Consider the following 20,947-nt stretch of genomic DNA (forward strand, 5'->3'; position numbering starts at 1 on the left):
ATGTCCAGATGCAAGGCGTCCGCACCCCCGCGGAATAAGGCGTACCCCTGAATCAGTGCGTTCCTTGTCGGCGGATAGCACAAGTCATTGATCTGCCTGAGCTTCCCAGAAATCACCAGCGAACCTATGGGTGCGCTTCAGATTTTTGGAAACCTCATTCAGGCCAAGCACTTGCACTCTCCATCCAACAGAAACTCACTGATTCAGGGTACCGGAAGGTACGTCGTTGAGGTGGGGGAAGGACAGCGCCGCAGATGGACGTTTTTGCTCAGCCTGCCGGATCGTCGTGGCCGCCCCATACCGGATCATCGGCGAACTGGCGCCGCAGACGTGCTTCGGGATCCTGTTCGTAGAATTCCTCTTCACTGAAATCGTAACGGTAGCCGGCGCAATAGTCCCGCAGCAGCTGATAGGCGGCATTGATCCGCTGCATCCGGTCCGGCTCCCGCGCCGTGCCGCCGTCGGGATGGTGTTCGCGGGCCAGTTGATGGTAGCGATTCCTGATCTCGGCCAGGGTTGCCCGCTGTCCGAGTCCGAGGATCGAGAGGGCCGCCTCCAGTTCCCGATAGATCATGGTTTTCTCCCGTAAATCTCTTGGTTGTTCCGATGAGTGTAATGTTCCCGTCCTTGTTTGTATACGCGGGGCATGCCATAACAGCGTTATAATATATTTAGTAAAAAATACCTTGACAGGTAGCGGCAAGTTGTTTAATTCCTTGCTGACATCTCCGGGTCGATGGCCGGGTTTGCTGATCCGGACAAAACGTTGGGAGGGAAGCAATGGAAGATCTGTGGAAAGTCAGTGACCTGGGTTACCGTCTGGGAGAATGGGCTGAGCGGGCCGAGTATGAGAAATTGCTGCGTCGTTTCCATGAGGACGAATGTCGCGAAAACAGCCGGCGGCTGATGTATGGTGGTGCCACGCTGCCGGCGGGCGAAAAGGATTGAGGCTTCGGGGTGGTTCTCGTTGTCCGGAATCATTGAGGGATCCGGGATCTCGGAATTGCTTGCCGCTGCTTCGGGCAATGTGCTAAAAAATCCCATTCCCATTTTTTATTTTCCGGAGGCCGCCAAGATGAAGATCGATGTCCTTCCCATTCCAGATCCCAAACCCCGTATCGAGGATGAATCGCAACTCGTCTTCGGCAAGCAGTTCACCGACCGCATGTTCCTGATGGAATACACCACCGGGCAGGGGTGGCATTCGGCCCGGATTCAGCCCTACGGGCCTTTCAGTATGGACCCGGCGGCGATGGTGCTGCACTACGCCCAGGAAATCTTTGAGGGGCTCAAGGCCTTTCGTCGCGACGACGGTTCGGTGGCGCTGTTCCGCCCGGCCGACAATGTCGCCCGCTTCAACCGCAGCGCCCGCCGGATGTGCATGCCGGAAGTCGACGAGGCGTTCTTTCTCGCCGCCATCAGGCAACTGGTCGCCCTGGAGGCGGATTGGGTGCCGCGCAGCCCTGGCACCAGTCTCTATATCCGGCCGACGATGATCGCCACCGAGCCGATGCTCGGCGTGCGCCCGGCCGACCAGTACTACTGCTACGTGATCCTTTCGCCGGTCGGCGCCTACTACAAGGGGGGGCTGGCCCCGGTCAAGATCTGGATTTCCGATCATTACGTGCGTGCCGCCCATGGCGGCACCGGCGAGGTCAAGACCGGCGGTAATTACGCCGCCAGCCTCTACGCCGCCCGCGAGGCTTCCGGCCAGGGTTATGACCAGGTGCTGTGGCTGGACGCGAAGAACCGGCAGCATGTCGAGGAAGTCGGCAGCATGAACATGTGCTTCATCTACGACGGCAGGCTGGTGACGTCACCGTTGCACGGCACCATTCTCGACGGCATCACCCGTCGGTCGATTCTCTCCCTGGCGCAGCGGATGGGGCTGGAGATCGAGGAGCGGGCGCTGGCGGTTGATGAGATCTTTGCCGGGATCGAAAGCGGTCGCCTGACCGAGGCCTTCGGCACCGGAACGGCAGTCGTCGTGTCCCCGGTCGGCCAGTTCACCTATCAGGGAAAGACGGCACTGCTCGGTGACGGCAGAACCACCGGGGAAATTACCCGCAAACTCTACGATACCCTGACCGGCATTCAGTACGGTCGTCTGCCCGATACCCAGGGCTGGGTGGTCGAAATCTGATGAAGTCCGTACCCCCGCCGGGGTATCCGGATACAAAAGGCTCCCGTTGCGGCGGGAGCCTTTTTTTTGGCCTTGGCGGGGAACGGGTTGCTTTAATTTTAGGCAGCTGGCAGATGTTGTTGCTGTAACTCGCCGAAAAATAACAACTATATTCTATGGCACGCAGGTTGCTATTTCTCCGGGAAGGCATTGTCGCCGTACCAAAACCTGGATCAGTGAGTTGCTGTTGGATGGAGAGTGCAAGTGCTTGGTCTGAGTGAGATTTCCAAAAATCTGAAGCGCACCCATAGGTTCGCTGGTGATTTTTGGGAAGCTCAGGCAGGCCAATGACTTGTGCTATCCGCCAAGGGGCTTGCTGATTCAGGTAACAACGAGGTTTCCCCGGAGGTTCATGATGACCCGTCTTGTTTCCACTCTCTTTTCTCTGCTGCTGCTTCTTTCCGCAACGCCGGTGCTGGCCGCCGACCGGCTCGACAGCGGCGATACCGCCTGGATGCTGGTCTCTTCGGCTCTGGTGCTGGCCATGCTGCCCGGCCTGGCGCTCTTCTACGGCGGCATGGTCCGTTCCAAGAATGTCCTCTCGACCACCATGCACACCGTGGCCGCCATGGCGATCATGGGGGTGCAGTGGGTCGCCATCGGCTACTCCCTGGCCTTCGGCGGCGAGGGGCGTTTCATCGGCGGTCTGGCCAATGCTTTTCTCTGCGGCATCACCCCCGAGAGCCTGACGGGGTCGATTCCCACCTACGTCTTCATCATGTTCCAGGGGATGTTCGCGGTGATTACGCCGGCATTGATCTCCGGGGCGATCGCCGAGCGGATGAAGTTTTCCACCTACTGCGTCTTCATCCTGCTCTGGGGGACGCTGGTCTATGATCCTCTCTGTCACTGGGTGTGGGGGGATGGTGGCTGGCTGCTGCAGCTGGGGGCCCTCGATTTTGCCGGCGGGACCGTGGTTCATCTTTCCTCCGGAATCTCGGCCCTGGTGCTGGCGCTGGCGCTGGGACGCCGGATCGGTTATCCGCAGGAGCGGCTGGTGCCGCACAACCTGCCGATGACCCTGCTCGGTGCCGGTCTGCTCTGGTTCGGCTGGTTCGGTTTCAATGCCGGCAGCGCCCTGTCGGCGGGCGGCAGCGCGGCCCTGGCCTTCGCCACCACCCAGACCGCGGCGGCGGCCGGAGCGCTCTCCTGGATGCTGCTGGAGTGGCTGCACGCCGGCAAGCCGAGCGCCTTGGGGGCGGCCTCGGGCATCGTTGCCGGGCTGGTGGTGATCACTCCGGCGGCCGGTTTCGTCACTCCGGGATGGGCCATGCTGATGGGGCTGACCGCCGGGCCGGTCTGCTATGGCGGGGTGATGCTGAAGCACCGGCTGGGTTACGATGACTCGCTCGATGCCTTTGGTGTTCACGGCCTCGGCGGAGCCTGGGGAGCGGTCGCCACCGGCATCTTCGCGACGGTCGGGGCCACCGGACTGGTCTCGGGCAATTTTCACCAGTTCTGGGTGCAGCTGATCGGCGTGGTCGCCGCCGGCGGTTACGCGGTGGTGGTGACCCTGGTGCTGGTGCTGGTGCTCAAGGCCACCATGGGGCTGCGGGTCGAAAAGGATGACGAGCGCATGGGGCTTGACCAGGTGGCGCATTCAGAGACCGCCTACAGTTGACGTGCCGCTACGGCTCGTGGCGTCCCGGCCGGGACGCCACGCTTTGCGGATGATTTACGGACCGGGACGATCTGCGGATCGTCCCGGTTTTTGTCTGCCTGTGAGCCGGGTCCGCCGCCAAATTAGAGTACTAATATTACTTACTATGAGTAGGGGTAAGTCCAAACATCTAGACCAGAAGGGGTATTTTGTCGCCTCGATGAGAAACTGAAAAATATTATCTATTTTAAAAAAAATTGTTATGTCGATATGTTATATTCCGTTCCCCATTTCATGGAAGTGTTTTTAAAATTTCTGCAAACAATTGGTTTGATAATTGCTAATCCACTTCAGGCTGTGTTTTGACAGCTTTGCCTAAAACCCGAATCCGTGAGTTCCTGTTGGATGGAGAGTGCCAGTGCCTGGTCTGAATGGGATTTCCAAAAATCTGAAGCGCACCCATAGGTTCGCTGGTGATTTTTGGGAAGCTCAGGCAGGTCAATGACTTGTGCTATCCGCCGACAAGGGACTCACGGATTCAGGTAAAATTTATGGAGGTGATGCCCAATGTGTCGAATCGGCGCAATCAAGAGTCTCGATTTCGTGCATCCGAGCATGGCGCTGCAGCTGATGCAGTCGCAGCAGAAGGGGCACGATAATTCCGGGTTCGCCATGGTCATGCACGACCTCGGCGGCATATTCGAAAACTACAAGAAACTGCCGACTCTGTCGATGGCGGCCACCGATGAGGGGGTGCGGCTGGCTGAGGATATCCTTCACGAGGCGGGTTTCCAGCGGGTGCTGCAGTGGGTCCCCGAGACCAATCCGCAGCCCGGTCTGGATATCAACGCCATGCCCAACTACGTCTTTGAAACCTTCGACTATCCGAAGCATCTGCGCAACGGTGAAAAGAAGGAACAAGAGGACCTGCTGCTCGATATGCGTCTCAAGCTGCGCGAGGCCCTGGAACCGAACGAAGAGGGGTTCGTCTACTCCTTCTGGCCCGACGTGGTGACCCTCAAGGAGATCGGCGATCCGCGTGATATCGGCACCTATTTCAATCTCTGGCAGCCCGATGACAAGTTCACCGCCCGGGTCATCACCGCCCAGTGTCGGCAGAACACCAACTACGATATCGTCCGCTACGCCGCCCATCCCTTCCACCTGCAGGGTTACACGGCGCTGGCCAACGGCGAGAATACCTTCTACCTGAAAAACGTCGAATTCCAGCGTAAACTGCACCGCGGCTACATCGGCTTCGAGTCTGATTCGCAGTGTTTTCTCTACACCCTGCATTACGTGCATCACGAACTGGGCTGGCCGCTGCGCTACTACAAGCATGTCGTCACCCCGCTGCCTTTCGAGGAGATCGAGCAGCGCGAGGACAGGGAGCAGCTCAAGGCGATCCGCCAGTCCCTCGCCCACCTGGAAATCAACGGTCCCAACACCATTATCGGTGTGCTGCCGGATCACAGCATGTTCACCTGCTGCGACGCCAAGAAGCTGCGCCCGGTGGTGATCGGCCGCGACGAGAAGACGGTGGTCATCTCCTCCGAGGTCTGCGGCATCAACGAAGTTCTTCCGGAGCGCGACTGGGAGACCGACATCTATCCCAACGAGCGGGAAATTGTCGCCATCGGCAATGATCTGGAGGTGCAGCGATGGAAACAATGAGAGTTCAGGACGTCACCCCCAACGACCTGCCGTGGAAAATCCGTTACGACGCCAGCCGCTGCACCCTCTGCGGGTCCTGTGTCTCGGCCTGTTCGTTCCGGGCCATCGAGGCCAAGGTGGAACGGCGGCGGATGGTCTTTTCCGAGAGTGAGTTGCCGGAGCCGAAGGCCCGCTTTTCCGCGGTGCCGGTCATCCGCCAGGTGAAGTCGGTGAAGAATTACTGTCGTGGCTGCGGGATCTGCGAAAAGGTCTGCCCCAACGACGCCATCCGCCCGGAGCGCAATCCGGACACCCGTCATCCGATCGTCACCCGCTGTCTCGGCGGCGATTCGATCAAGCGCGGCGGGCGCAAGAATCTCGAATCGACGGTCCGCACCCTGGACAAGATCCGCGTCGGGCGGATTTCGCAGATGACCGACCCGAGCCTCGACGCTCAGCGGCATACCTTTGACCTGCTGGCGCCCTTCGGCCGCATCCTGCCGCCGCAGAAACTGCCTCTGGGGGTCGGTCCCGAGGGTCTGCTGCGGACCGAGGGCAGCACGCCGCCGGTGCGCTGGATCTACCCGGTGGTGATCGGCGACATGTCGATCGGCGCCCTCTCCTGGCGGATGTGGGAAGCGGTGGCGATGGCGACCGCCTATCTCAACGAGGAGTGCGGGCTGCCGGTGCGGATGTGTTCCGGCGAGGGCGGTGTGCCGGTGCGGCTGCTCAAGTCCCGCTACCTGAAATACATGATTTTGCAGATCGCTTCCGGGCATTTCGGCTGGAACCGGATCGCCAAGGCGATGCCGCACATGATCGAGGATCCGGCCGGGGTGTTGATCAAGATCGGCCAGGGGGCCAAGCCGGGCGACGGCGGCCTGCTGATGGCGCAGAAGGTCGCCGAGCATATCCAGGCGATCCGCGGCGTGCCCAAGGCCGACCTGCTCTCCCCGCCCAACCACCAGGGGCTCTATTCGATCGAAGAGAGCGTGCAGAAGATGTTCCTCTCCTTCAACGCCGCCTTCAAGTTCCGGGTGCCGGTGGCGATCAAGGTGGCCGCTTCGTCGACCTCGGTCTCGGTCTTCAACAACCTGGTGCGCGATCCCTACAACATCGTCGGCGGCTTCTTCCTCGACGGCATCGACGGCGGCACCGGCGCCGCCCACGAGGTCTCCCTCGATCACACCGGTCATCCGATCGTCTCCAAGCTGCGCGACTGCTACCTGGCCGCCGTGGCCCAGGGGCGTCAGGGGCAGATTCCGCTCTGGGCGGCCGGCGGCCTCGGCAAGACCGGCGACCTCGCCGCCGACGCCTTCAAGATGATCGCCCTCGGCGCCAACGGCGTTTTCTCCGGCAAGCTGATCCTGCAGATGGCCGGCTGCGTCGGCAACGACCAGGGGCGCTGCAACGCCTGCAACACCGGTCTCTGCCCGGTCGGCATCACCACCCAGGAGCCGCCGCTGGTGCACCGGCTCGACCCGGAGCGGGTAGCGCAGAACATCGTCAACTATTTCCTGGCGATGGACACTGAATTGAAGAAACTGATGGCCCCGATCGGCAACAGTTCCCTGCCGGTCGGCCGTTCTGACGCCCTGGTGGCGACCGATCGCGCCGTGGCCGATAAACTGCAGATTCAGTACGTATGTTAAGACCCGGCGAAGGGCCAAAGGCGAAAGGATTTACCCCTTAGCCCTTAGCCCTTGGCCTTTTGCCGATTCTCTTGAGGTTTTTATGTCAGCGAAAATTATCGGTTTTGATGACCAGAACAAGCGCATTTCCACCCAGCAGCTGCTGCAGAAAATCTACGCGGCACTCGATGCCGGAGAGACCGAGTTCGAAGTGCTCTCCTCGGGACATCACGATATCGGCGGGCCGCTCTGGACCGAGGACGGCGCGTCGCTGAAATTTCGGGTGAAAAATCCCGGCCAGCGGGTCGGCTCTTTCGGCCTCGAAGGAACCGAAATCGTCGTCGAGGGCTCGGCTCCGGCCGATGCCGGCTGGCTCAACGCCGGCGCCGAGCTGACCATCCTCGGTGACGGCGGCGACACCACCGCCCACTGTGCCGCGGCGGGGAAAATCTATGTCGCCGGCCGGGTCGGCACCCGCTCCGGTTCACTGATGAAGCACGATCCGGCCTACGAGCCGCCGGAATTCTGGGTCCTCAAGCGTACCGGCTCCTTCTGTTTTGAATTCATGGGCGGCGGTGTCGCCGTGATCTGCGGCCACGGCTGCGAGGATGAGCCCTCGGTTCTCGGCGACCGCGCCTGCATGGGCATGGTCGGTGGCACCATCTATGTCCGTGGTCCGGTCGAAGGCCTTTCCGGTGACGTCTGGCTGCTCGATCTCGATGAGGCCGACCGTGAGTTTCTCGCCACCGGGATGCCGGTGTTCCTGGAAAAGATCGGTCGCGGCCCGCTGCTGGCGGAGCTGACCGATTTCTCCCGCTGGAAGAAGATCGTCGCCAAGTCCTACGAGGAGCGCCATGTTCACAGCCGCATCAGCATGCGCGAGTTCCGCACGCAAAAATGGATCGAAGGGGGCATCTTCGGCGATGTGGTCCAGGATGATTACCAGCATGTCGGCGGCCTGGTCAACGTCGGCGCCGACCGGCTGAAGATTCCCCACTGGCAGGACAAGCGTTTCGGTGCTCCCTGCCAGGTCGCCTGCCCCTCCAATATCCCCACCCAGGATCGCATCAACCTGCTGCGCCAGGGGAAGCACGAGGAGGCGCTGCAGCTGGTGCTCAAGTATTCGCCCTTCCCGGCGTCGGTCTGCGGTGAGGTCTGTCCCAACCCCTGCATGGACGCCTGCAGCCGCCAGTATGTCGACAAGTCGGTCAGCATGGCCGCCCTCGGCCGGCTGTCGCGGGACATTCCGGCTCCCGAGCCGCAGCCCGACAGCGGCAGGAAAGTGGCGGTGATCGGCGGTGGTCCCGGCGGCCTTTCGGCGGCCTGGCAGGCGCGGCTCTCCGGCCACCAGGTGACGGTTTTCGAGGCCGACGAGGAGGTCGGCGGCAAGCTGCGCCAGGTTATTCCGCCGGAACGGCTGCCCGAGGATTCCCTCAACAGCGAGATCCGGCGGATCAAGGAACTGGGGATCGAGGTCCGTGCCAACACCCCGGTCGACGCCGAGCTGTTCGCCCGCATCCGCGCCGACTACGACGCGGTGGTGATTTCCTCCGGCGCCCACAATCCGGTGGTCATTCCCTTCCCCGGCCATGAACGGCTGCTCAAGGGGCTCGACTTTCTCAAGGCCGTCAACGCCGGGAAAAAGCCGAAAATTGGCAAGCGGGTGGTGGTCATCGGTGCCGGCAACGCCGGCATGGATGTCTGCCTCGGCGCCTACGCCATGGGAGCAGAGAAGGTGATCGCCATCGACGTCCAGCGGCCCTCGGCCTTCCAGAAGGAGATCGACCACGTCAAGGCCCTCGGCGGCGAGGTGCGCTGGCCGGTCTTCACCGAGAAGATCACCGAGCAGGGGCTGGTGACCAAAGAGGGCGAACTGATCGAGGCCGACGACGTCATCATCTCCATCGGTGAGCGTCCCGACCTTTCCTACGTGCCGCGCGAATGGCTGACCGAGCGCGGCATGATGGATGTCGACGCCTGCGGCCAGGTGGTCAAGGCGCCGGGGGTGTTCGCCATCGGTGACACCATCCAGCCGGGGCTGCTGACCCACGCCATCGGCCAGGGACAGGAGGCGATCGCCTATGTCAATGACCTGTTCGCCGGCCGTGAGCTGACGCCGATCGTCAAGCCGGAGATGATCAACCAGAGCTGCCTCTCAAAGGAGCTGTTCAAACCGCGCAACCGCGGCAAATTCTGCGTCACCGACGGTAAGGAGGAGACCCTGCGCTGCATCTCCTGCGGCACCTGCCGCGACTGTTCCATGTGTCTTGAGGCCTGCCCGGAAGGGGCTATCCGACGGGTGGAAAAGGAGGACGGCGGCTTCGAGTATGTTTCGGATGACGAGGTCTGCATCGGCTGCAGTGTTTGCGCGGGGATCTGTCCGTGCGGAGTATGGGCCATGGAACAAGTTGTGTGAGGGCGGCCGATACGCACCCGTCTGCGGCGTTGCACTCAGCCTTCAATCCTCGATGTAGCTGTCGCTACACCTGCGGTTTCAGTCTTCGCGCGCCTTGCATCCAGGCACGTCTCGACCGCCTCGGAACGGTGGTGCTGGGGGCGGCCGATACGCACGCATCTGCTGCGTTGCTCGCATCTTCAGTCGCTGCGGAGTAGCTGCCGCTACACCTCACTCCTTCAGTTGCGAGACGCCTTGCATCTACGCACGTCTCGACCGCCTTCAACGGTGGTGTTGGGGGCGGCCGATATCCGCACGAATCTCGACCGCCTCGGACCGGTTTGCAGGTTCGAGGCGGTTCAATGGGTTTGATTTTTTTTGACTTGCCCTCCCCGTGTTATCGCAGCCGGAGAGAGGTGGGCGTTTCGGGAAAGAGCCGGACGAATGTTTGAGGCGTAGCCGAGTTTTCGTCCCGGCCCCGAAACGTCTGCCGAACGGAGGGAACCCGCGCTAGCGGGCAAGATATTCGGGGCGCTTTTTCTGCCTACTCTTTTGTGCGCACAAAAGAGTAGGGCGGCGGGCGGGGCCGCGACCCCGCGGTTTTCTGCGAGGGCGGTCGATACGTGTCTGCTACCCCCCCATCTGGCAACGCTTCAAAGCCGTCCCGACCCCCGCTGTGGGGTCGGGACGGCTTTTTTGTCTTGGGTCGGTGCCGCCGGTTGGGCTAAATTGTCAGGCGGGAGGGAATGATGGACGAGGCCGGACCGGTTGAAATGATTCAGGCGATGCTGCGCGCGGTCCAGGGGCTGAAGCTCTACCCGGCGCAGCATCCCAACCTGCAGCGACAGGTGAACGACTGGCTGCTGTGCCTTGAACGGATGCTGCACGGACGGCCGCAGGTGGTGCTCGGGGCGCATCAACAGACCCTGTTCTGTGATGACCGGTTGTTTACCGAGCCACTGGCTGCGGCCGAGAACCTGTTGGCGGTCCTCTCCGGCCGGATGATTGCCAGCATCGTTTTCACTCCCGGGGTCAGTGCCCGCGAGCTGGCCGACTTCCTGGTGCTGCTGACCGGACCCGGCAGCCCGGAGCAATTGCTGGAGGGCTGCCGTCGGGCCGGGTTGCGGCATATCGAGGCGCGGCTGGTCGAGGATGAGGAGGAACGGGATTCCGCGCAAGCTGCCGACAAGGTCTACCAGCAGGCGATCGATGTTACCGATTCGATTTTCAACGACGTGCGGATGGGGAAGATTCCGCAGTCGGGAGCGGCGATAGCGGCCGTGCGCGCGATGGTCGAAACGACCCTCACCGAACCGCACGCCCTGCTCGCCCTCTCGTTGATCAAGGATTATGATGATTACACCTTCCGCCATTCGGTCAATGTGGCGGTCATCGCGCTCGCGGTCGGTCGGGCCAGTGGCCTTGATGAAACGCGGCTGCGGGTTCTCGGTTTTGGCGCCCTGCTGCATGATCTCGGCAAACTGCGCATCGATATCGCCATCATCAACAAGCCGGGGCGTCTGACCAGCCGAGAATTCGAGCGGATCAAGGACCATCCCCTGGAAGGGGCGGAGATTCTTCGCCAGATGGAGGATGTGCCTTCGGCGGCCATCGCCATCGCTCTGGGGCACCACCTTGGTTATGACCGCAGTGGCTATCCTGCGAGTGTGCGTTCTGTACCGATGCCCGATTATGTCCACATGGTTGCGATCGCGGATGCCTATGACGCCATGACCACCCTGCGTCCCTACCAGCAGGCGATGACCCCGCGCGGGGCGATGGCGCGGCTGCGCGAGTCCGCCGGCAGCCTCTATCATCCGCAACTGCTGGAAAATTTTGCCGCCGATCTCGGCTCCTACCCGGTCGGCAGCCTGGTGCGGCTCAACAGCAACCAGATCGGGCTGGTGAGCCGGGTCGGGTTTGCCGAGGACGAGTCGGTGCGATTGAAAATTCTGCTCGATGCCGACGGTCGGGAACTGGCTTCACCGGAGTCGCTGGACCTGGTCGGCGCGGACATGCAGCGGATTGTCGGCGAGGTCAATCCCCTGTCGCGAGGCATCCAGGTCGCCGACTACCTGCCCTGAGGCACTTTCTCCCGGGGGTCAACCGAGATCCCTGCCGGACTGCGGCCGGTAGGGGCTCATGCTGTAGGCCCGGTAAAGGATGGCACCGTCATGGTTGAGCAGGTCGGAGAGCCGTTCGCGGTTGACCGGGTGCTCCGGCAGCTTTCGCGCCGTCTTCTCGTCGAACCAGCCGACTTCGAGGCTTTCGTCGCTGGTTGTCAACTGCCCGCCGACGGCGCTTCCCAGAAATCCGAAAATCACCGCCGACGGTTGCGGTTCGAGCTTGGAGAAGATGGCCGCCAGGCGTTCGATCCTGACCTCGATCCCGGTTTCCTCCCGGACTTCCCGCGTCGCCGCGGCAAGCAGTTCCTCACCCGACTCGACGTGCCCCTGCGGCAGTTCCCAGCCGCGCCGCGGGTGACGGATCAGCAGGATCTCATCGGACGTATTTCGCACCAGGCAGCTGACGATAACGGTATGCAGTGGTCGCGTCACGGTTCCTCTCCTCCGGTTTCACGCGGGCGTTCCACCCGCAGCAGGCTCATCATCCCTCCGAACAGGCTCTGTCGGCTGATCGGCCGCAGCCCCGCCTCGTCCAGCATCGCCTGCAGACGGTCCGGTTCCGGGTAGCGGGCCAGGCTTTCGGCGATATAGCCGTGTACCTGCCAGCTGCCGGAGAGGATGCGTCCCCAGAGCCCGCACCAGGAGCGCAGCAGCAGGTACTGCAGGCGGCGGCCGGGGGCCGATTCGGCACGGGCGAAGTCGAGGAAGCAGGCACTGCCGCCCGGTTTCAACAGGCGCCTGATTTCCGTCAGCGCCTGATCGAGGCGCGGCGCGTTGCGCAGGGCGTAGCTGCCGGTGATCAGGTCGAAACTCGCATCTTCGAAGCCGGTTGCCGCCATGTCCCCTTCGATAAAGCTGATGTTGCCGGCATGCGGCCGCTGTCGCGCCATGTCGAGCATTTCCGGGGTCAGGTCGAGGCCGATGATCTCCCCTTGCGGGTAACGGTCGGCCAGCAGGTCACAGATGTCGCCGGTGCCGCAGGCCAGGTCGAGACAGCGCGGCGCCGGGTGGTCGGGCAGGCTGTCGATCAGCAGCCGCTTCCAGGCCCGGTCGCGGCCGAGGCTCATGACGATGGTGGCCCGGTCATAGCCGGCGGCGGCGGCGGCGAAATGTTTGCGGTTGTAGTCCCGTTTGCGTTCCGGGGTGTCGAGCCAGTCACGGCTGTTGAGGTTGAAGCGGCTCATGGTTGCTCCATGGAATGTGGTTCCAGCAGGGCCGCCAGAATTCTGTCGACCCCCTCGCTGTCCAGTTTAAGCTGCTCACCGAGAATGGCACGCATTTCGGCCAGGCAGAAATCCTTGCCGATGGAGCGGCTGGCGAGCAGCGCCCTGTTTCCCCGGCTGTCGGGCAGGAAGAAGGCCAGCCGGTAGTCGGGTGGCGCGGCGATGAATTCGATCTGCAGCCGCCGCCGGCGATCGCTTCCGGCCGGGATGCCGGCCACCCGTTGTTCGGCGGCGGCACCGGCGGCGCTCAGCATGTCGAGATACCCGAGCATGGCGTCATGTCCCGGCCTGCCAGCGGGCCAGCGCTGTTGTTCACTGCGGCTGATGGCGGCCAGCACCCGGCGCAGCAGGGTGGTTTCCAGGTCGGTCTGCAGCACCACCGCTGTTCCGCGCTTGAGCAGCCTGAGGCTGCCGACATGAGGCGGGTCGGTCGGCAGCAGGACACTGCGCACCGGCAGGTCGGCGTCATTTTGCTGCAGCTGTTGCGGCAGGGAGCCGGCCGCCCATGCCGGGAGGGCGCAGAACAACAGCAGGCACAGCAGCATGACCGCGGCGTGTTTCCGCCGGCGCAGCCGCTCCAGCACCAGCAGCCCGGCCGGCAGCACCAGCAGGTCGCAGAGCAGGGCGCCGACCAGGGTGGTTCCGGTCAGCAGCGAAAACCAGCTGGTCGGCAGAAAGCTGCCGAAGACACCGACCCAGAAGCCGAGGGCCAGCACCAGGGTCGAGATCACCAGCGCCGGGCCTACGCCGAGGGTGGTGCGTACCAGGGCGGGTTTGCCGTAGCCGTGCTGTTCGCGTCGGTAGCGATGCAGGAAGTGGATGGTGTCATCTACCACCAGGCCGATAGTGACGGCGGCGATCATGGCGGTGCCGGTGTTCAGATCGATGCCGAACCAGCCCATCAGTCCGCCGGTCCAGAGCAACGGGATCAGGTTCGGCGCCAGGGCGACCAGCAGCAGCCGCCAGCTGCGGAAGGCGGCATAGAGCGCGGCCAGGATCAGCACCAGTGAAAGGCCGAAACTCATCAGCAGGCTGCGTACCAGGCGGTTGGAGTCGCCGCTCATCAGCAGAAAACCGCCGGTGGCCTCCAGGGAAATCCCCTCTCCGAGCCGTGATCGCCCTTCGGCGAGCAGTTCATTTGCCAGGCGGCTCGCCTCGGCGCTGCCGAGCAGGTGCAGCTGGATGCTCAGGCGGGTGTGGCGCAGGTCGGCGCTGACCAGGCGGCGAACCAGCTGTCGGTCGCCGATGCCGGACAGCAGATCAAACAGGTCGAGCAGCTGCGCGTCATCGGTCGGCAGTGATGCGGTGCGTTCGGGATTTTCGGCCCGCCAGAGGACGCCGAGCAGGTCGGGCAGGCCGAAGCTGCCGGTGATTTCCGGGTGGCGTTGGAGTTCCCGCTGCCAGTCGGCCAGGCGCTGCAACTGGTCGGCGTCGAAGGCTTTGCCGTCCTTTCGGGTCAGCATCATCTCGATGGTTTCAACGCCGCCGAGACTGCGGTCAAGCGCCAGGGTGTCGGCGTACAACGGCGCCGTGGGGCGAAAGAACCGTACCAGGTCGGTGTTGTTGCGGATCTGTCCGAGTCCCGGCAGGGCCAGGGCGCTGAGCAGACCGGCGGCCAGCAGCACGCCGGCCGGTCGCCACAGCACCAGCCGGGTGGCGCGGCGCAGCCCCCGCCGCAGCAGCCGCGGCGGCCGGGCGGCATGGCGCTGCGGCAACGGCCGCCAGCTGAGAATGACCGGGACCAGGGTGGTGGCCAGGGCGAAGGACAGCAGGGCGCCGAGACCGGCGTAGAGGCCGAAATACCGCACTGCCGGAACATCGCAGACGGTGAGGGAGAAGAGACCGATGGCCGTGGTCAGGGCGGTCAGCAGGCAGGGGGTGAAGAGAGTGGCCATGCGGTGGGCGAGCAGGGTGCGGACCTCGCCCCGTTCTCCGGCCAGTTCCAGCCAACCGTGCAGCAGGTGGATGCAGGTCGCCACTGCCAGGACCATGATCACCGGGGGCAGCAGGGCGGTCACGGTATTGAGCTGCAGTCCGGCGAGGCTGTAGAGGCCGATGGTCCAGACCAGGCTGATGGCCATCACCGCCAGCGGCAGCAGCACGCCGAGCGGCCGCCGGAAGAGCAGCAGCAACAACAGCCCCAGGACCAGGACCGAGAGCGGAATCATCACCCGCTGGTCGCGCTGGATGGCGCGGGCGACGTCTGCCTTCTGTACCGGTATTCCGGTCAGGTAAAGCCGGTTGCCGGGCGGCAGTTCATCTCCGATGCGTCGCAGGGCGCTGACCAGGTTCTGCAGTCTGTTGCCGTCCGTCTGCTTCGGCACCGCCAGGATCGCGGCCGTGGTGCGGTCAGGGGACAGGAGACGGCTGCCCAGTTCCCGGTTCTGCCGCAGTCGTTCATCCAGCCGGGTGCTGAAATTCTCCGCCGCGAGATCGGGCAGCAGTGCCGCCGGCTGGGCGCCGAAGGGGCCGGGGATGGCCGTCCTGGCATTGCTGAGACTGAAAACCCGCGCGATGCCGGGCAGCTGTTCGATGTCGCGGGTCAGACGGTCGAGGCGTGCCAGGCCGGTCGGACTGAGCAGGTCGTCGCTCTGCAGGCCGAGCAGCAGCAGGTCATCGCGACCGAAAAGCTCCTTGAAATGGCGATAGCTCTCCTGCTGCAGGGGTTCCGCCGCCACCATCGACGCGTTGTCCTGCTCGATGCCGACCCGCGAAGCCGGCAGCGCCAGCAGTCCCGTCAGCAGCGCCAGCAACGCCAGCAGCGGCAGGCGCGCCCGGCCGAGCAGCAGGTAATAGCAGCGGACCAGCCTGCTGCGGTTCATGTCGCGGCCCGGAAACCCGGGGTGGTCAAAGCTCCGGGAAAGATCGCCATGGTGGAGGAGGGGGCCGGGCTGAGTCGCGGCAGGTGGATGGTTTTCATCAGCCTAGCCCCGGTTGCGCCGCAACAGTCCCAGTTCCACCGTCAGCCCGGGGCCGAAGGCCATGGCGCAGATCTGTTCTTTGGTGCCCCGGCTTTCGGCCAGCAGACGCTGCAGCACGAAGAGAATGGTGGCGCTGCTCATGTTGCCGAAGTCGCGCAGCACCGCGCGGGGGGCTGCCAGCTGTTCCGGTTGCAGCTGCAGGGCCTTGCCGACCTGGTCGATAATCGACTTGCCTCCCGGGTGGACCGCCCAGTCGCCGATCCGGTCGCGGCGGCTGCCGCCCGCGTCCAGCAGTTCGTCGACCACGCCGCCGATGTTGGCGCCGAGAATCTTCGGTACGTAGCTCGACAGGGCGATGTCGAAGCCCTTGTCGCCGACGGTCCAGGCCATGTCCGTTTCACCGGACGGCACCAGCGCCGACTGGAAGCGTTCCAGTTCGAGGACCGTCTGCCCGGCGCGCGGCGGCCGGGCGCTGACCAGGGCGGCCGCCGTGCCGTCGGCGAACAGCGCGTTGGCCAGCAGCTGATCTTCGCGGTCGCCGAGCTGGATATGCAGCGAGCAGAGTTCCAGGCAGAGGACCAGCACCACCGCCTCCGGATTCGCCCGGCAGAACTGGTCCGCCATGCGCAGCGCCGGGAAAGCGGCGTAACAGCCCATGAAGCCGAGATGGTAGCGTTCGGTCGAAGCGGGCAATCCGAGTTCCCGGACCAGGTAATAATCCAGGCCGGGATTGAAGAAGCCGGTGCAGGAGGCGGTCACCACGTGGGTGATTTCAGTCGGTGTAAACCCTGCCGCTTTTTCCAGCAGAGCATGTCCGGCCTTGAGACCGAGTTGCCTGGCTTCGCGGGCGTAAATGGCATTGCGGGCGCCGGTGCCGGGTTCCGTCAGTTGCCCGTTGCTGCCCTGGATAAAGAAATCCCGGCCGAAACCGGGAATAACGCTGTGACGGGTGGCAATGCCGCTGGAGCGATAGAGGGCCTTGAGAATGCGGCGTTGCTGGTTGTCACCGGCCAGCTCCTGCATCCAGCTGCCGACCTCTTTCTGGTCGTAGGCGATATCAGGAGTGGCGGTTGCAATGGCATGGATCGAGGGGAGCATGAAAAACGTTCCTTGTTTTCGGGTCAGGGTTGCCAGGCGGTCGGCAGGGGGGCGAGATGAAGTTTGACCTGAACCCTGATCTCGTCGTCAACGGAGATGAACAGGATCGATGGGGGATCCAGGTGATAGCTGTCCAGCGACAGCGGGAATTCAAAATCGACACTGAAGGCCTTGGGGGTATCAATCAGTTGCAGCACTCTGGCTTTCAGCTGCTGTTCGGTGTCACGAATGCGCAGCGACAGCGGGAAAGTGCCGCCGTTGTCGAAAGCATGGTGCAGCTGGGTGCGCAGGTCTTTGACAGCCGTCGATTGCAGGTGGCCGATGATTCGCGGATATTTGTCCGCTTCGAACATCTCGCGCATATTTTCGTCGCGACTGTCGTTGTCGGTGTCCATGGAGGCGACCGGAACGGCGATGCCGGTGTCGTCGAGGTTGCCGTTCGGCTCTATTTCGAGGGTGAAGGGGGCGCAGCTGCCTTTGCCCTCAAAGTCGTGCAGGGTTGAAGAACCGAAAAAGAGGATTTCACATTTCCCCGACAGGGGCGTGGCGATGGCCGGGACACTCAGCAGAAGCAGTGTCGCCAGGATGATCAGGACGCGCATGGGATGAATCTCCGACGATAGCTGACAACAATAGTCAGAATTATACTCCTCGGGTCCGGTTTTGCATCAAAAAAAATACACCGGCTGTCAGCGGGGTGACAATTGCCGGTTTTTTCCCGCTGTTGTCAGTCGGGCGGCGCTGACGCCTCTCATTTTACCATCTTTTTCTTCGGGGAATGACCGGGAGGATTCTACCGGCCCTTGCGTTTTTCCAGTTCGCTGGCGTAGCGGGCCAGTACGGCGCGGCGGGAGAGCATGAAGTGTACCTTGCGCGGGTCGCTGATGTTCATCACCGGGATCTCTTCCAGCCCACGGCTGGTCAGCTTGCGCAGCACGTCGGTGAGGGTCTCGTCGGGGCGGGCGGTGATGACGTTGGCGTTGGCGATGTCGCGCGCCAGCACCAGGGTCGGCGGCAGGTCCTCGGCGAGGATGCGGCGGATGTCGTTGACCGAGAAAATGCCGGTCATGTTGCCGTTGCTGTCGACGATCGGGTAGTAGGCGCCCTCGGCGTCGGCGATCTCTTCGAGGATGTCGGAGAGGGTCTTGTGTTCGGCCACCTGGTGGGGTTTCCGGCCGTATTCCGCCAGGTCCGCGACCTTCAGTCCTTCCAGCACGTCGATGACGAAATCGCCGAGGTGGGCGGGGGAGTCGATCCGGCTGGCGACCTGCTTGCAGTAGATGGTGTTCTTGCGAAAGGCGATCATCGCCACCACGCAGACCAGCATCAGTGGCGCCAGCAGGGCGTAGTTGCCGGTCAGCTCGGAGACCATGATCAGGGTGGCGATGGGGGTGTTGGAGACCCCGGCGAAGAAGCCGGCCATGCCGATCAGCACGTAGGCGCGCGGATCGAGGACCATCGCCGGAAACAGGGCCTCGGCGGCCAGGCCGAAGGCGCCGCCGAGCATCGCGCCGATCACCAGCGAGGGGGCGAAAACGCCGCCCGAGCCGCCCGACGAGATGGTCAGGCTGGTGGCGACGATCTTGGCGAAGGCGACCACCAGCATCACCCAGATGGCGACCTTGCCGTAGAGGGCGGCCTGCACCATGCCGTAGCCGGAGCCGAGTACCTGCGGTACCGCCAGGGCCAGCAGGCCGAGCAGCAGGCCGCCGATGGCCGGTTTGAAGATCGGGTCGATGCGGATGGCGTGAAACAGTTTCTGCACGCCGTAGAAAAACTTGACGTAGAACTTGCCGACGCTGGCGCAGAGGATGCCGAGCACGAAGAACAGCACCAGCTCGCGGGGATGTTCGAAGACGAAGTGCGGGGTGACCAGCAGCGGCTGCCAGCCGGTCAGGCTGCCGAACAGCGAGTAGGCGACGATCGAGGCGATGATGCTCGGGATCAGACCTTCATGTTCAAATTCCGGGTCCTGGTAGAGGACTTCGACGGCGAACAGGGCGCCGCCCAGCGGGGCGCGGAAAGTGGCGCCGATGCCGCCGGCCATCCCGGCCAACAGCAGGATGCGGCGGTCGGCGGCATCCAGTTTCAGTTTCGCGGCGAGAAAGGAACCGAAACCGGCGCCGATCTGCGCGATCGGACCCTCCTTGCCGGCGCTGCCGCCGGTGCCGATGGTGACGATCGAGGCGATCGACTTGATGATCGGCACCCGGCCGCGGATCTGCCCGCCCTTGTTGTGAAAGGCGTCGATGGCGCCGTCGGTGCCGTGCCCCTCGGCCTCCGGGGCGTATTTGAAGACCAGGTAGCCGGAGACCAGCCCGCCGAGGGCCGGAATCAGGAACAGGAACCAGCGGTACTCCATCGCCAGCGAGATGATCGGTGAGGCGGCGGAGAGATCCGTGGAGATCGGCGGCGGGTGGTAGCCGGCCCAGCCGCTGAGAAACAGCTCGTTGGCCCAGTGCACCCCGGCGTAGAAGAACAGCGCGCCGAGTCCGGCGACAATGCCGACCAGCGACGACAACAGCAGCGGCCGCCCCATGGAGCGGACATCCATTTCTCGAAGGAAGTTTTTCAGCAGCAGGTAGGGGTTCATAGTCATGGAAGTGCAAAAAATTACCTGAATCAGTGGTTTGCGCTGTTCGCCGGCAACCCGTTCACGGATTCAGGGATCAGCGATTAATCAACCATTTCACACCATAAAAAGCAAGTGAAAAGGCCCTGCTCAAATCCACCGGCTGTTTTGTGGACCGAGGGTGGCGGAACGGGTGGAGATGCGAGGCGCCGCGCCGATTCGGGCGCAGACGCAGCCGAGCTGCGTTGAGCACCGAAGCGGTGCAGGCAACGAAGCAGATTCAGCCGTAACGACAGCCGAATCCCGAAATTGCCGGTGGATTTGGGCCCCATTGCGGCAACATGCCCAGAGGAACGACAGCGCCGTGCCGCTTTCGCGGCTTGGCCCCCGGCGGCCGCTCGGTTCGGAGGTTCCCGCCGGGTTCGGGATGTGGGCCGTCCCGATCGCCGTCGGCGGCAGATGTTTCTTGTTCATTGTGGCGAAACATGCTAGAAAGATAGGTGTTTTGTTGATCTGCTGGTAATGGAGGGGGCCATGAGCGGAAGGAATCCGCGCCAGAATCAAAAAGCCGCACCCGCTGCAATCGCAGCGGGTGCGGCTTTTTGCGTTTATGGAGAAATATAGAATACCAAAGAAACTCTTTCCACTGCCATATTTAATAACACAGTGGGGGCCATATGCGATATGGCAGTCACTGTCTAACCCCTGTTAGCCCTCAAGAGTTTGTAATATGTACTGTGCCTATTATTGGTTACTAGAACCCCTCAGAGGTGGCATTAAAGATTCCAATGAACGGACTCCTGCATTCAAGTTTGATATAAAGCCCGAACGCCTTCCAGATACTTATGAGTTTGCTCTGTATGCCGACCAAGATGGGGTGCCAGAATTTGCCAGGCTCATAATCCCAAATCTTGATGAAAAAGTAATTCCAGATGAAGTTTTGCCACTACTTCAAACAACAAAAGAACATTTAATTACTGTATTAAGGTTGACTTATAGTTATAAAGCAGACTACTTCCCGTTAACTGCATGGACATTTTTTAGTGATGATCAGCCTCTTAAGTTTGGGCTAGAAACCCGTCTAAGCGGGAAAGACGTTTTCAACCCAGACAACACAAAAAATCTGTTTTTCCATTCGATGTCATTTCGTGAGGACCTGCGGCTGTTTGTGGATGGTGGGGACGAAAGGATTCCACTTCAGTATAGGTTTTTATCCTACTACAAAATTCTTGAAAAAAATTTCAAAAAAAATGGTCTGTGGAAAAAGGAAGAGCTTGAACAACACTTAAAGACATACGAAGAACTATTCAAAGAGGCTGGATTTATTGGGAAGCCGTCTTCTACTCTCCATTCAGTCCGTGACAAATGTGCTCATATTCGAACAGGAAATACCAGAGAGAGTCTCGGGGTTACGCATCTGAACCACAAAGAAGCTGTAATCACAAGTGCTTTGTTACCAATACTAAACAGAATTACAGGGCAAATTATAAACTCAACTTTCGCAGACAGAAAAATCTGCTAACATATTGAAATAATAAAGCAAAAG

Annotated in this window: 15 protein-coding genes; 8 read left to right on the forward strand and 7 right to left on the reverse strand. The window is 62.1% G+C overall.

All coding sequences use genetic code 11. The annotated features are described in order from the left end of the window. Window positions 1–268 precede the first annotated feature (268 nt). Window positions 269–574, reverse strand: coding sequence for a J domain-containing protein (locus tag C2E25_RS14895; protein WP_103116518.1), 306 nt, complete (start codon window positions 572–574; stop codon window positions 269–271). A gap of 206 nt (window positions 575–780) precedes the next feature. Between C2E25_RS14895 and C2E25_RS17550 the strand changes: the two genes are divergently transcribed. From C2E25_RS17550 to C2E25_RS14925, 7 genes are all read left to right on the forward strand, one after another. Continuing rightward, a complete protein-coding gene (locus tag C2E25_RS17550) occupies window positions 781–948 on the forward strand; it encodes a hypothetical protein (protein WP_158247285.1) in 168 nt (55 codons plus the stop codon). Between the two features lie 127 nt (window positions 949–1,075). Next, on the forward strand, window positions 1,076–2,143 hold the full coding sequence (locus C2E25_RS14900) for a branched-chain amino acid aminotransferase (protein WP_103116530.1): 1,068 nt from the start codon (window positions 1,076–1,078) through the stop codon (window positions 2,141–2,143). A 394-nt stretch (window positions 2,144–2,537) separates the two neighbouring features. Further along, window positions 2,538–3,803: an ammonium transporter gene (locus C2E25_RS14905; protein WP_103116519.1), complete on the forward strand. Its 1,266-nt coding sequence runs from the start codon at window positions 2,538–2,540 to the stop codon at window positions 3,801–3,803. Between the two features lie 546 nt (window positions 3,804–4,349). Then, on the forward strand, window positions 4,350–5,456 hold the full coding sequence (locus tag C2E25_RS14910; RefSeq protein ID WP_103116520.1) for a class II glutamine amidotransferase: 1,107 nt from the start codon (window positions 4,350–4,352) through the stop codon (window positions 5,454–5,456). After that, window positions 5,444–7,087 (forward strand): glutamate synthase-related protein, encoded by a 1,644-nt coding sequence (locus C2E25_RS14915; protein WP_085010921.1) that lies wholly within the window; start codon window positions 5,444–5,446, stop codon window positions 7,085–7,087. The genes C2E25_RS14910 and C2E25_RS14915 overlap by 13 nt, the downstream gene beginning before the upstream one ends. 82 nt (window positions 7,088–7,169) lie before the next feature. After that, on the forward strand, window positions 7,170–9,482 hold the full coding sequence (locus C2E25_RS14920) for an FAD-dependent oxidoreductase (RefSeq protein WP_103116521.1): 2,313 nt from the start codon (window positions 7,170–7,172) through the stop codon (window positions 9,480–9,482). Window positions 9,483–10,210: 728 nt separating this feature from the next. After that, entirely contained in the window at window positions 10,211–11,545 is a 1,335-nt protein-coding gene (locus C2E25_RS14925; protein ID WP_158247286.1) for an HD-GYP domain-containing protein, read from the forward strand. A gap of 18 nt (window positions 11,546–11,563) precedes the next feature. On the opposite strand, the gene C2E25_RS14930 is transcribed toward C2E25_RS14925, so the two are convergent. The 6 genes from C2E25_RS14930 to C2E25_RS14955 form a co-directional block, all read right to left on the reverse strand. Next, window positions 11,564–12,019, reverse strand: a complete 456-nt coding sequence (locus C2E25_RS14930) for an NUDIX hydrolase (protein ID WP_103116523.1) — start codon at window positions 12,017–12,019, stop codon at window positions 11,564–11,566. Further along, on the reverse strand, window positions 12,016–12,771 hold the full coding sequence (locus tag C2E25_RS14935) for a ubiquinone/menaquinone biosynthesis methyltransferase (protein ID WP_103116524.1): 756 nt from the start codon (window positions 12,769–12,771) through the stop codon (window positions 12,016–12,018). Before C2E25_RS14935 ends, C2E25_RS14930 begins: the two co-directional genes overlap by 4 nt. Beyond that, a complete protein-coding gene (locus C2E25_RS14940; protein ID WP_103116525.1) occupies window positions 12,768–15,632 on the reverse strand; it encodes an efflux RND transporter permease subunit in 2,865 nt (954 codons plus the stop codon). Before C2E25_RS14940 ends, C2E25_RS14935 begins: the two co-directional genes overlap by 4 nt. Window positions 15,633–15,734: 102 nt before the next feature. Then, window positions 15,735–16,829 (reverse strand): type III polyketide synthase, encoded by a 1,095-nt coding sequence (locus C2E25_RS14945; RefSeq protein WP_103116526.1) that lies wholly within the window; start codon window positions 16,827–16,829, stop codon window positions 15,735–15,737. 23 nt (window positions 16,830–16,852) lie between these two features. Continuing rightward, complete coding sequence (locus C2E25_RS14950; protein ID WP_103116527.1) at window positions 16,853–17,431, reverse strand: YceI family protein; 579 nt, start codon at window positions 17,429–17,431, stop codon at window positions 16,853–16,855. 191 nt (window positions 17,432–17,622) lie between these two features. Further along, window positions 17,623–19,428 carry a chloride channel protein gene (locus C2E25_RS14955; RefSeq protein WP_233189449.1) on the reverse strand — a complete coding sequence of 602 codons (1,806 nt, stop codon included), beginning with the start codon at window positions 19,426–19,428 and terminating at the stop codon, window positions 17,623–17,625. Between the two features lie 703 nt (window positions 19,429–20,131). Between C2E25_RS14955 and C2E25_RS14960 the strand changes: the two genes are divergently transcribed. After that, window positions 20,132–20,923, forward strand: coding sequence for a hypothetical protein (locus C2E25_RS14960; protein WP_103116529.1), 792 nt, complete (start codon window positions 20,132–20,134; stop codon window positions 20,921–20,923). The last annotated feature ends 24 nt before the right edge of the window (window positions 20,924–20,947 follow it).

Origin of the sequence: Geothermobacter hydrogeniphilus, from assembly GCF_002898515.1 — a bacterium.
Lineage (GTDB): Bacteria > Desulfobacterota > Desulfuromonadia > Desulfuromonadales > Geothermobacteraceae > Geothermobacter_A.

Excerpts from the sequence above, each read along its gene's own strand:
- C2E25_RS14895 (WP_103116518.1), bottom strand. The coding sequence starts at position 574 with ATGATCTATCGGGAACTGGAGGCGGCCCTCTCGATCCTCGGACTCGGA.
- C2E25_RS17550 (WP_158247285.1), top strand. The coding sequence starts at position 781 with ATGGAAGATCTGTGGAAAGTCAGTGACCTGGGTTACCGTCTGGGAGAA.
- C2E25_RS14900 (WP_103116530.1), top strand. The coding sequence starts at position 1,076 with ATGAAGATCGATGTCCTTCCCATTCCAGATCCCAAACCCCGTATCGAG.
- C2E25_RS14905 (WP_103116519.1), top strand. The coding sequence starts at position 2,538 with ATGACCCGTCTTGTTTCCACTCTCTTTTCTCTGCTGCTGCTTCTTTCC.
- C2E25_RS14910 (WP_103116520.1), top strand. The coding sequence starts at position 4,350 with ATGTGTCGAATCGGCGCAATCAAGAGTCTCGATTTCGTGCATCCGAGC.
- C2E25_RS14915 (WP_085010921.1), top strand. The coding sequence starts at position 5,444 with ATGGAAACAATGAGAGTTCAGGACGTCACCCCCAACGACCTGCCGTGG.
- C2E25_RS14920 (WP_103116521.1), top strand. The coding sequence starts at position 7,170 with ATGTCAGCGAAAATTATCGGTTTTGATGACCAGAACAAGCGCATTTCC.
- C2E25_RS14925 (WP_158247286.1), top strand. The coding sequence starts at position 10,211 with ATGGACGAGGCCGGACCGGTTGAAATGATTCAGGCGATGCTGCGCGCG.
- C2E25_RS14935 (WP_103116524.1), bottom strand. The coding sequence starts at position 12,771 with ATGAGCCGCTTCAACCTCAACAGCCGTGACTGGCTCGACACCCCGGAA.
- C2E25_RS14940 (WP_103116525.1), bottom strand. The coding sequence starts at position 15,632 with ATGAACCGCAGCAGGCTGGTCCGCTGCTATTACCTGCTGCTCGGCCGG.
- C2E25_RS14945 (WP_103116526.1), bottom strand. The coding sequence starts at position 16,829 with ATGCTCCCCTCGATCCATGCCATTGCAACCGCCACTCCTGATATCGCC.
- C2E25_RS14950 (WP_103116527.1), bottom strand. The coding sequence starts at position 17,431 with ATGCGCGTCCTGATCATCCTGGCGACACTGCTTCTGCTGAGTGTCCCG.
- C2E25_RS14955 (WP_233189449.1), bottom strand. The coding sequence starts at position 19,428 with ATGACTATGAACCCCTACCTGCTGCTGAAAAACTTCCTTCGAGAAATG.
- C2E25_RS14960 (WP_103116529.1), top strand. The coding sequence starts at position 20,132 with ATGTACTGTGCCTATTATTGGTTACTAGAACCCCTCAGAGGTGGCATT.